Annotated in this window: 9 protein-coding genes; 6 read left to right on the top strand and 3 right to left on the bottom strand. The window is 57.2% G+C overall.

Going from position 1 to position 10,713, the window contains the following annotated elements; genetic code table 11:
• Nucleotides 1-356: 356 nt before the first annotated feature.
• The 6 genes from surE to HMCN_RS0115560 all read left to right on the top strand — a co-directional run bounded on the left by surE (nt 357) and on the right by HMCN_RS0115560 (nt 7,189).
• Nucleotides 357-1,094 carry a 5'/3'-nucleotidase SurE gene (gene surE / locus HMCN_RS0115585; RefSeq protein WP_025918251.1) on the top strand — a complete coding sequence of 246 codons (738 nt, stop codon included), beginning with the start codon at nt 357-359 and terminating at the stop codon, nt 1,092-1,094.
• Nucleotides 1,091-1,951: a protein-L-isoaspartate(D-aspartate) O-methyltransferase gene (locus tag HMCN_RS0115580; protein ID WP_025918250.1), complete on the top strand. Its 861-nt coding sequence runs from the start codon at nt 1,091-1,093 to the stop codon at nt 1,949-1,951. Before surE ends, HMCN_RS0115580 begins: the two co-directional genes overlap by 4 nt.
• 50 nt (nt 1,952-2,001) lie before the next feature.
• Nucleotides 2,002-2,934 (top strand): peptidoglycan DD-metalloendopeptidase family protein, encoded by a 933-nt coding sequence (locus HMCN_RS0115575; RefSeq protein WP_025918249.1) that lies wholly within the window; start codon nt 2,002-2,004, stop codon nt 2,932-2,934.
• 5 nt (nt 2,935-2,939) lie between these two features.
• On the top strand, nt 2,940-3,962 hold the full coding sequence (gene rpoS / locus HMCN_RS0115570) for an RNA polymerase sigma factor RpoS (protein WP_025918248.1): 1,023 nt from the start codon (nt 2,940-2,942) through the stop codon (nt 3,960-3,962).
• A 111-nt stretch (nt 3,963-4,073) separates the two neighbouring features.
• Nucleotides 4,074-5,417, top strand: coding sequence for a 23S rRNA (uracil(1939)-C(5))-methyltransferase RlmD (gene rlmD, locus HMCN_RS0115565; RefSeq protein ID WP_025918247.1), 1,344 nt, complete (start codon nt 4,074-4,076; stop codon nt 5,415-5,417).
• Between the two features lie 80 nt (nt 5,418-5,497).
• On the top strand, nt 5,498-7,189 hold the full coding sequence (locus HMCN_RS0115560; protein ID WP_035627540.1) for a thiamine pyrophosphate-binding protein: 1,692 nt from the start codon (nt 5,498-5,500) through the stop codon (nt 7,187-7,189).
• A 134-nt stretch (nt 7,190-7,323) separates the two neighbouring features.
• On the opposite strand, the gene HMCN_RS0115550 is transcribed toward HMCN_RS0115560, so the two are convergent.
• The 3 genes from HMCN_RS0115550 to HMCN_RS0115540 form a co-directional block, all read right to left on the bottom strand.
• Entirely contained in the window at nt 7,324-8,400 is a 1,077-nt protein-coding gene (locus HMCN_RS0115550; RefSeq protein ID WP_025918245.1) for an AI-2E family transporter, read from the bottom strand.
• A 283-nt stretch (nt 8,401-8,683) separates the two neighbouring features.
• Complete coding sequence (locus HMCN_RS0115545) at nt 8,684-8,995, bottom strand: BON domain-containing protein (RefSeq protein ID WP_025918244.1); 312 nt, start codon at nt 8,993-8,995, stop codon at nt 8,684-8,686.
• A gap of 271 nt (nt 8,996-9,266) precedes the next feature.
• Nucleotides 9,267-10,430 (bottom strand): patatin-like phospholipase family protein, encoded by a 1,164-nt coding sequence (locus tag HMCN_RS0115540; protein WP_025918243.1) that lies wholly within the window; start codon nt 10,428-10,430, stop codon nt 9,267-9,269.
• Nucleotides 10,431-10,713: the final 283 nt, after the last annotated feature.

The raw sequence follows: 10,713 nt of genomic DNA, 5'->3' as shown, positions 1-10,713 counted from the left end.
ACGAGCATACTCGTTGCGGCTTTTTTTGCGCACACATGGCGCTATAAAATAGAATTATCTTGGGTATATGTAGAAATTGGCCGCAAGCTACGGAATATACTGCGAGTTTAATATTACTGGATATAGTATATTTTACGGTCGGTTTTCCGAAAAACGGCATCGGCCTGGCCGGTTGACTCGGTACGGCGTCGCCAGCAGTGTCAGCGGACAGAAACCGGCCAATATCATTGATGGCTGGCATGCCCGGCATCAGTATAAATAGAGCGATCGTAATATTTTGTTATTGTGCGGAAATTTTTGCTATCCATCGTGCTGGATGCGGATTCAGGATAGGGCATCGGGTAAAATTGCCTTCCATGAGAATCCTTATCAGTAATGACGATGGCTACCTGGCGCCGGGCCTGATCGCGCTAGCCAAGGCGCTGGCGCCGATTGCCGAAATCGTGGTGGTGGCGCCCGACAGCAACCGCTCGGGCTCGTCCAATTCGCTGACGCTGGAGCGGCCGCTGTCGGTGTTTCGCGCCGACAACGGTTTTTATTTCGTCAACGGCACGCCCACCGATTGCGTCCATGTGGCGCTGACTGGCGTATTGTCGTATAAGCCGGACCTGGTGGTGTCGGGTATTAATCAGGGCCAGAACATGGGCGATGACACCTTGTATTCCGGCACCGTGGCGGCTGCTACCGAAGGGTATCTGTTCGGCATTCCGTCGATTGCCTTTTCGCAGGTGCAAAAAGGCTGGGGACAACTGGAGGCAGCGGCCCGGGTGGCGCGCGAGATCGTCGAAAGGCAATTCGATGCATTGCCCAAGCCGTATTTGCTTAATGTTAACATTCCGAATCTCTCTTACCATGAACTCAAACCGCTGCAGGCCACCCGACTGGGCAAGCGTCATCAATCGGAGGCGGTAATCAGGGCCCAGGACCCGCATGGCCGCGAGATTTTTTGGATCGGCCCGGTCGGTGCAGCCAGGGATGCCGGCGAAGGCACCGATTTCGATGCGGTAGCAAAAGGGCATGTGTCGGTGACTCCGTTGCAGATCGATTTGACCCATACCGTGCAATTGGATGCGCTCAAGAAAGGGTTGTCATGACCGACAAGGCCAGGCGGTTTCCGCTTTCGCTGTCTGCTCTTTCGCAAAAACCGATCAAGTCGCCGTATGGCAAGCCTTCTTCCGCCAATGCAGTTGCCACGCCGCAAACAGCGACCAAAAACAGTGCGCAGGATAACCAGCACCGGGCGAGCCGCTTGACCTCGGCCGCTGCGCTATCGAAGCCGGGGCCGGGCGGTTTGGCGGACGGTGCACGCAGCGCCCCGCTGGTGCCGGATTCATTGCGTCGTGCGATGGTGGCACGGCTGGCCAGGCAGGGTATTACGAATCAGGCAGTTTTGTCGGCGATGGAGGCAGTACCGCGCCACCTTTTCATGGAACCCGGTTTTTCAAGCCAGGCATATGTGGATGCGTCGATTCCGATCGGCTATCAGCAGACCATCTCGCAACCGTATATCGTGGCGCGGATGCTGGAAATCCTGTGCAATGGCCGCAGCCCGGAGCGGGTGCTTGAAATCGGCACCGGCTGCGGTTATCAGGCAGCGGTATTGTCGCGGGTGGCGAAGGAAGTTTTTTCGGTTGAACGGATCAAGCAGTTGCATGAGCTGGCCAAGAACAACCTGCGCCCGCTGCGCATTGCCAATATTCGCCTGCAATATGGAGATGGTATGCTTGGACTGCCGCAAGCGGCGCCATTTGATGGCATCATTCTGGCTGCGGCCGGCCTCGAAGTGCCGCGCCTGCTGTTGGAGCAACTGGCCATCGGCGGCCGCCTGGTGGCGCCGGTAGGTGCTCGGCAGCAGGAACTGCAATTGATCGAGCGCACCAGCAAATCGGAGTGGAGCAGCGTGGCTTTGGAACAATGCCATTTCGTTCCGCTCTGTTCAGGAACAGCATGAAAACTGCAGCCATGACCTGCGCTGCAGCGTCTTATGAACATATTGAGAGAATGAATAAAATACGCTTAAGCTTGTTAGCGGCATTGCTTGGTCTGTTGACCGCGTGCAGCACGCCACGCCATTCGGCGCCTGTAGCCGACCGCCTGCCCATGGCCAAGGCAAGCGTCGAGTCGGCCAAGGCGCAAGCCCCTGCCGGCCCCGGCTATTACACAGTTAAAAAAGGCGACACCCTGTACCGGATTGCGCTTGATCAGGGTCAGGCTTACCGCGATATCGTGGCCTGGAACCATTTGACCAATCCGAACGATATCAAGGTCGATCAAGTTTTGCGCGTCCAGCCGCCGGATGCAGTAGCCGGCGGTGCGCAAACCGGCAGCGTCGCAAGTTCCGCAGTTGAGGTGCATGCATTGTCGGCCCCTGCGGCGGCGTCAGGCAGTGCCGGCAACAACAAGACTGCGCCGCGCGGCGACAAACGGCCGTATTCCGAAAGCGCGTTGGCCGAGCTGCAAAAACCGGAAGCTGCCGCGGCCATTGCAGCTGCAAAAGTGCCGGCAAGCAGCACCGCTGCAGCTTCGGTAAAAGCGGACCCCGCCAAAATAGCTGATACGGACGACGGTGGCATCGGCTGGATCTGGCCGGCAGAAGGCAAAGTGATTGCCTCCTTTGACGAAGGCAAGAACAAAGGCATCGATATCTCCGGCAAACTCGGGCAGCGTGTGCTTGCCGCCGGTGCGGGCAAGGTGATGTATGCCGGCAGCGGCATCCGCGGTTACGGTAATCTGGTCATCGTCAAGCATACCAACAATCTGTTGTCTGCCTATGCGCATAACAAAACTATTAACGTCAAGGAAGGTCAGAGTGTCAGCAAAGGCCAGGTAATCGCCGAAATGGGCAATACCGATGCGGATGCTGTCAAGCTCCACTTCGAGATCCGGCAACAGGGAAAGCCGGTCGACCCATCTAAATTCTTGCCCAGCAGATAGCTTCCATGACAAACAAGCCGCAACACCCGCTGGATAACGATCAGGATGACGAGGCTGAGGACATCCCTGATGCGCCATTCGATGGTGCGGTTGCTGAATACGGATTGCCTGGCGACGATGACGAGAACCAGAATGCGGTCGAGACGGTGACTCTGGCAGTTGATGAACTGAAAATCGTGCTGGTGGCCGAGCTCTCTACTGATACCACGCAGCATTATCTGAATCAGATCGGAACCCGCCCGCTACTGACGGCGAGCGAAGAATTGCACTTCTCAACACTGGCCAAACAGGGTGATTTCGAGGCGCGGCAGAAGATGATCGAGCACAATCTGCGCCTGGTGGTGTCGATTGCCAAGCATTACATCAATCGCGGCGTCGTCTTGCTGGACATGATCGAGGAAGGCAACCTGGGACTGATGCGGGCGATCGACAAGTTCGAACCTGAACGCGGCTTTCGTTTTTCGACTTATGCCACCTGGTGGATCCGCCAGAACATAGAACGGGCGATCATGAACCAGGCGCGCACCGTGCGCTTGCCGGTGCATATGGTGCGCGAACTGAATCAGGTTCTGCGGGCGAAATACCATCTGGAAGCGCAACATCACGATGGCAAGGAAGCCACCGTCGAGGACATCGCGCACCTGACTGACAGGCAGGTGGAGGAAGTGCAGGATATCCTGGCGCTCTCGGAACATGCCTCTTCGCTGGATGCTCCTCTGGATGGCGACCCGCAATCGAGTTTGATGGATCTGCTGCCCGGTGACGCCGACGATGCGCCGGACCTGCGTGCCGAGCAGCTTGAAATGACGCAGCTGGTGCGGGAATGGCTGCATAAATTACCGGACAAGCAAAGAGTCGTGATTACACGCCGTTTCGGCCTGGATAACGATCATCCTGCCACGCTGGAAACGCTGGCTGAGGAAATGGGCGTGACGCGTGAACGCATCCGGCAAATTCAGCAGGAGGCGTTGCACAAGTTGAAGCGCTCGCTGGCAGCCAAAGGCGTAGAAAGGGATTCCCTGCTGTAGTGGCTGGTTTTGTATTTCGCTGCATGTTTGCAATGCCGGACATGCAATCACCCCTTGCGCAATTTTTTCAATGTCGGACCGAGGTCGGGTTCGCAACTTTAGTGTGTTCCTATGTCGCTTAACATGATTGAAATCGAGTCTCTGGACATGGATGGCCGCGGCGTCGGCCACCTCCGGAATGAAGACGGCAGCGCCGGCAAAGTGGTATTCGTCGAAGGCGCGTTGCCGGGCGAGCGGGTCGGCTATCAAACCTATCGCAAGAAGGCGCAATGGGAAGCGGCGACGATGCTCTCCATCCAGCGCGAATCGGCGTTGCGGGTCAAACCGAAGTGCGAATATTTCGGCCTGTGCGGCGGCTGCGCGATGCAGCACCTGGAGCCATCGGCGCAGGTGGCGGTCAAGCAGCGCGTGCTGGAAGACAATCTGTGGCATATCGGCCGGGTCCGGGCAGAAACCATGCTGCGGCCGATTTACGGCCCGACCTGGGGTTACCGCTACCGCGCGCGCTTGTCGGTCAATCATGTGCCGAAAAAGGGCGGGGTGCTGGTCGGTTTCCACGAGAAAAAGTCGCGCTACATCACCGACATGAAAACCTGCGAAGTGCTGCCGCCGCATGTGTCGAAGATGCTGGTGCCGCTGCGGCATTTGATCGAGTCGCTGAGCATCGTGCGCCAGTTGCCGCAGATCGAACTGGCGGTGGGCGAGGATGTGACGGCGATGGTGTTGCGCATCATGGCGCCTTTGACCGCCGAGGACGAGACCGAGCTGAAGGCCTTCGCCGACCTGCACGGGGTGCAATGGTGGCTGCAGACCAAGGGCCCGGAAACCGCAGTGCCGTTTTATCCGGAAGTCTCGACGCTGCACTATGCATTGCCGGAGTTCGGCGTGAAGATGCCCTTCAAGCCGACCGACTTTACCCAGGTCAATCACCACATCAACCGCGTGATGGTGGCGCGCGCATTGCGCCTGCTTGATGTGCAGCCCGGCGAGCGCGTGGCCGACCTGTTCTGCGGCCTCGGCAACTTCACCTTGCCGCTTGCCACCCAGGCCCGCGAAGTGGTCGGCATCGAGGGCAGTACCGAGTTGACCGAGCGTGCGCTGGAAAATGCGCAGGTGAACGGGCTGGCGCAGAAAACCCAGTTTTCCTGCCGCAATCTGTTTGAGGCCACCGCCGAAGATTTTGTCGCATTGGGCAAATTCGATCGCATGTTGATCGACCCGCCGCGTGACGGCGCCATCGCGGTATGTCAGGCATTGGTCGGCCTGCGCCACAGCCATCCGGACATGATGCCCAAGCGCATCGTGTACGTGGCCTGCAGCCCATCGACGCTGGCCCGCGATGCCGGATTGCTGGTGCAGGAGGGCGGCTACACGCTGAGCTACGCCGGCGTGGTCAACATGTTCCCGCATACCGCCCATGTGGAATCGATGGCGGTCTTCGACCTGAGCACATAAGCCGGGACGGTTCGGAGTAGAGTGCTTGCATTGCGATACGCGCTGTATCTTCAATGGTTGCACATGATTTCGAGGTGAAAATGCATACTGATCCGATCCACGCCGGCAGCGGTGGAAAAATCCTGGTCGATTGTCTGGTGACGCATGGCGTCGAACACGTGTTTTGCGTACCCGGTGAAAGCTATCTGGACGTGCTCAATGCCCTGTACGACGTGCGCGAGCAGATCGCGCTGCGGGTGTGCCGCCACGAAAGCGGTGCGTCCAACATGGCCGAAGCCTACGGCAAGCTGACCGGCCGGCCCGGCATTGCGATGGTCACGCGCGGCCCGGGCGCGACCAATGCCTCGATCGGCATTCATACCGCATACCAGGATTCGACCCCGCTGATCCTCTTCATCGGCCAGGTTGCGCGCGACTGCATGGACCGCGAAGCGTTTCAGGAAATCGACTATCGCCGCATGTTCGGCCAGATGAGCAAATGGACCGCGCAGATCGACGACGCCAGACGGATTCCCGAATACCTGAGCCGCGCCTTTCATACCGCGGTGTCCGGCCGGCCCGGCCCGGTAGTATTGGCGCTGCCGGAAGACATGTTGCGCGATCAGGTCAGTGCGCCTGCTGCGCCGCGGTTTGCGCGCGTCGCCGCCGCTCCGGCTCCGGCTGCTCTGCAGCAATTGTCCGGCTTGCTGGCGCAGGCCGAACGTCCGCTGGCGATTCTCGGCGGCAGCGGCTGGACGCCGCAAGCCTGCGCCGATCTGCGCCGTTTCGCCGAAGCCTGGCAATTGCCGGTGGCGTGCGCGTTCCGTTTTCAGGATTTGTTCGACAATACGCATCCGCTGTATGCGGGCGACGTCGGCATCGGCATCAACCCGAAACTGGCGCAACGCGTCAGGGATGCCGATCTGGTGCTGGCAATCGGTCCGCGGCTGGGCGAGATGACCACCAGCGGCTACAGCCTGTTCGATATTCCGGTGCCGAAACAGCAGTTGGTGCATGTCCATGCCGGGGCCGAAGAGCTGGGCAGCGTGTATGCGGCGACCTTGGCCGTCAATTCCGGCATGCCGGAATTTGCCGCGGCTGTGGCCGAATTAACGCCGCCGGCCGCGCTTGGCTGGCAGAACCAGGGCGCGATCGCCCACGCCGATTACCTGGCCTGGAGCACGCCGCCGCAGGTCGATGGGCCGGTGCAGATGGGCGACATCATGCTGTACCTGCGCGACCATCTGCCGGCCGATGCGATCATTTGCAACGGCGCCGGCAATTATGCGACCTGGGTCCATCGCTTTTACCGCTTCCGTCATTTCAAATCGCAACTGGCGCCGACTTCCGGTGCGATGGGCTACGGCGTGCCGGCCGCGATTGCCGCCAAGTCGCTGTACCCGCAGCGCTGCGTGCTGGCGTTCGCCGGCGACGGCTGCTTCATGATGAGCAGCTCGGAGCTGGCCACCGCGATGCAATACCGGCTGCCGGTGATTTTCATCGTCGTCAATAACGGCATCTACGGCACCATCCGGATGCACCAGGAGCGCGCATATCCGGCCCGGGTGCATGGCACCGCGCTGACCAATCCGGATTTCGCCGCGTTCGCCCGTTCCTTCGGTGCCTTTGGCACGGTGGTGGAACAGACCGCCGATTTCATGCCGGCGTTCGAGCAGGCGCGCGCCAGCGGCTTGCCGGCAGTAATAGAAATCCGCCTGTCGCCGGAAGTGATCACGCCGACGCTGACGCTGTCAGCCATTCGTGCGCAGGCGCAGCAGGCCAGTCAAAAATAAGAGTTGGAGTTCATCGAGAAACGGATGTTGCTGTCCACGAAAGGCATGAAATTCACGAAAAGGATTCACAACATGATCTTTAGCGTTTTTTTCGTGTCTTTCGTGGACTGAGGTTTCTTGTGAGAACAGCAGATTCACTCTCCCAGCAGTTCGGCAACCGGCTGCAAGCCTTCAATATGCTCGGAAATGACTTTGACGATCACGATGATCGGAATCCCCAGCAGCATGCCCCAGACGCCCCAGAGCCAGCCCCAGAACAGTAGCCCGATAAAGACTGCGGCGGTATTCATCTTCGCGATTCTTCCCGTCATCCAGGTCGTTACAAACGTGCCGACCACGGTGGCGATTGCCAGCGATGTGCCGGACACCAGCAGTACCATCGAGTACGATTCAAATTGCATGAATGCGCTCAATCCGGTGGCAACCGTGATCAGCAATGGCCCAAAATACGGGATGATGTGCAAGAAACCTGCTGCAACTGCCCATGCCCCGGCATTTTCAAGCCCAATCCAGCGTAAGGCGATCCATGTAACTATTGCCAATAGCATATTGGTTACCAACAACATGGACATGTAGTTCTGGATCGAGGTATTGATGTCGTCCAGTATCTGAACCGCGATCTTTTTCCTCGCCATCGACGGGCCGGATAGCTTGACCAGTTTGCGCTTGAAGGTGTCGCCGGACAGCAGGAGAAAAAATACCAGAAAAATCACTACAGCAGCCTGGCCGACGAACTCGGCAGCACTGAGCGAGCCGGCCCAGAACCAGTCACTGACCTTGAATGCCGATGCCACTGGTGCGGCAGTTTTTTTGGCGGGTTGCGGTGCGCCGGTCGCCTGGCTGGTAGCCTTCTCAAACTCGGTCGCCGCTGCCTGCATCTGTTGCATCGTGCTGGGCTGGCCGCCCTGACTCTTTTTCAGAGCGCGCGATATCTTTTGGGTCGCCGCTGGCAATCCGTTCAATATTGACTGGAACTCATCCTGCAAGGTATTGGCCGCGAGCGCTGCAGTGCTTAATATCGTGAGCATGATGATGCAGGTGGCTAAAAAACGGGGGATTCCGAGCCGCTTTAAGCCGCTGACAAACGGATTAAGCGTGTACGCAATAAAGATGCCAAATAACAGCGGAATGCAGAACCTTTGCGACCACTGCAGCGCAAACACGAATGCCAGAGTTGACAGGATAGCAAGTGAAAGCCCGCGCGCATCCACGCGATTGGGCAGACGAGGGTACTCGGAAGGTGCTTCCGCTGGCGTTTCTGCTGCAACTTCGGGGGCGGGTAGTTTTACAGCCGCAGGATCGGCGGGAGATGCTAGTTTGGTTTTTGTTGGATTCATTGCTTTAAGAATTTTGGCGGCATAGTTGGTAATCTGCCAATTTGATATGGGAAAAAAGCAGGACTGCCAAGATATGCATACGCCAGCGATTTGGAATCGGGCCGGCATTGCTTTGGCAAGAAAGCAATGCCGGCCCGGTCAATCGTAGAAGGATACGTTATTTCACGTGCATATCGTTCTTGACTGAAATCACACCTTTGACGCTGCGTGTAATTTCTACTGCCTTGTTGATGTCGGCCTGCGTAGAAACAAACCCGCTCAACTGCACCTTGCCCTTGAAAGTCTCGACATTGATTTCTGTCGATTTCAAGCTGGGTTCGTTAAAAATGGCAGCTTTTACCTTGGTTGTGATGACTGCGTCGTCAACATATTCTCCGGTGCCTTCTTGTTTTGCCGTGGATGCGCAACCTGCCAAGGCAACCAGCGTAAAAGCGAGCAGATAAGTTGGAATGCGGCGGGATATTTTCATGATGAGGCTTCCTTTCGGGGGTGAACATTTAGCTTGCTTGATCGACATCAGGAGGTATTACTGCTTCCATGCTTACCGCTTCGGACTCGCCAGTTGCACGGTAGAACTATCCTACGCTGGAGAACACTCCAGGTTTTGTGCGTTAGCAAACATATCGTCGAATTATTTACCCCCGACTTGCGCATTCGCTGGAAAAATTGATTGCATTGTAAAAATTACACTGCTTCTGAAACCGCCAAGCTCCTGACACCGTGTTGCATCGTACAGAATTTCACTTTTCCAGCGTTTTTTCAAAAACGTACGGAGCGATTTCATGCACCACCAAGGCAGTGTCTTCCGATATGAAAGAAAGCCATCCGGCCTGTTCGATCGCCCGTTTCGTATCCTGATAGCCCTGGTCCCAGCGCCATTCAATCGAGCCCCGGGAGAAATTGATGTCCTTCAAGGCCATGCCCCAGTCCCGCCCGGCATAGGAGAGCTGCACGATGTGCAGGGTGTTGTCGGCGCCCATCGCGGCCAGCGTATCCGGCGCCATCCCGTTTTTCAGCTTGGTTGGCAATTGCTTGTAGAGGTCGCGCATGGTCTGTTGCAGCTTGTGGCTCTGCACATAAGACTCAAGGTGACGTTTGTTGCGGGAGGCAAACATCACGTCCTTCTGACGCGTCTGCACTTCGTCGAAGGTTCTCGGTTCCGGCCCGCCGGGGCTCCATAGATCAACCATGAAACACAAGGTGTCGACATACGCCTTGTCGTCCAGCACCGAATCGAGCGGCGTGTTGGAATACAGGCCGCCGTCCCAGTACAGTTCGCCATCCACCCGCACCGGAGGAAAACCGGGCGGCAATGCGCCGCTTGCCATGATGTGTTCGACCCCGATGGCTTGTTTGGCGCTGTCGAAACTGGCCAGTTGGCCGCTTTTTACCTGCATCGCATTGACTGTCAGGCGCGTTGCGCCGCCGGCATTCAGATATTTGAAGTCGACCAGATCCGTGAGCGTATCGTTCAATTCGCTGGTGTCGTAAAAACTTGCCTGTTCGGGAGCAACCGCCAGGCCGATCGCGAAAGGATTGAACATGCGCGGCGAGAAAAATCCCGGCACGCCCCGCGTCACGGTGTCGAGCGTGGATAGATTAATATTGAAGCGGCGCGCCTGATCCGGGATCTTTTGCATATCGACGCTATCTTTACGCGAAACCCGATTCCAGAATTCCTTCAGACGTTCCAGGCATGTGGTTTTGTCATTGCCGGCAATAATGGCCGCATTGATGGCGCCGATCGAAGTGCCCACAACCCAATCCGGCATCAGGTCATGCTCATGCAGCGCATGAAAAACTCCTGCCTGATAGGCGCCGAGCGCGCCGCCGCCCTGCAAGACCAGGACGATGCGGTCGTTCTTCGGATTCAGGCTGTTGTGGGCTGGCGTGTCGGTTTTCATCGGATCTGATCGGAAAATACAATTTTTCAAGCATACCGGAAAAGCGGCGGCTGATTGTTTTGCCGCAGATCGGCCCTTGATTTTTAACGGTATGCAATTTCAGTAAAATCGGCGTTGCGCGGGGTGGGGTCGATCAGAGGGAGTAAAGCCGATTTTCTGCGCAGCGCAATTTAAAGATGTATTTAATATGATTGTTATGTACAATGCAGTTTAAAGAAAGATAGAATACGTTTCTTCCGTTGTCCCAACACACATGCAAAAGGAAATATGATGCGATCCGAAA

Origin of the sequence: Herminiimonas sp. CN, assembly GCF_000622895.1 — a bacterium.
Classification (GTDB): domain Bacteria; phylum Pseudomonadota; class Gammaproteobacteria; order Burkholderiales; family Burkholderiaceae_D; genus AVCC01.
Note: the sequence above shows the minus strand (reverse complement) of the source record. Positions and strands in the feature narration are given on the sequence as shown.

Coding starts and splice junctions, on each gene's coding strand:
- surE (WP_025918251.1), top strand. CDS start 357: ATGAGAATCCTTATCAGTAATGACGATGGCTACCTGGCGCCGGGCCTG.
- HMCN_RS0115580 (WP_025918250.1), top strand. CDS start 1,091: ATGACCGACAAGGCCAGGCGGTTTCCGCTTTCGCTGTCTGCTCTTTCG.
- HMCN_RS0115575 (WP_025918249.1), top strand. CDS start 2,002: ATGAATAAAATACGCTTAAGCTTGTTAGCGGCATTGCTTGGTCTGTTG.
- rpoS (WP_025918248.1), top strand. CDS start 2,940: ATGACAAACAAGCCGCAACACCCGCTGGATAACGATCAGGATGACGAG.
- rlmD (WP_025918247.1), top strand. CDS start 4,074: ATGTCGCTTAACATGATTGAAATCGAGTCTCTGGACATGGATGGCCGC.
- HMCN_RS0115560 (WP_035627540.1), top strand. CDS start 5,498: ATGCATACTGATCCGATCCACGCCGGCAGCGGTGGAAAAATCCTGGTC.
- HMCN_RS0115545 (WP_025918244.1), bottom strand. CDS start 8,995: ATGAAAATATCCCGCCGCATTCCAACTTATCTGCTCGCTTTTACGCTG.
- HMCN_RS0115540 (WP_025918243.1), bottom strand. CDS start 10,430: ATGAAAACCGACACGCCAGCCCACAACAGCCTGAATCCGAAGAACGAC.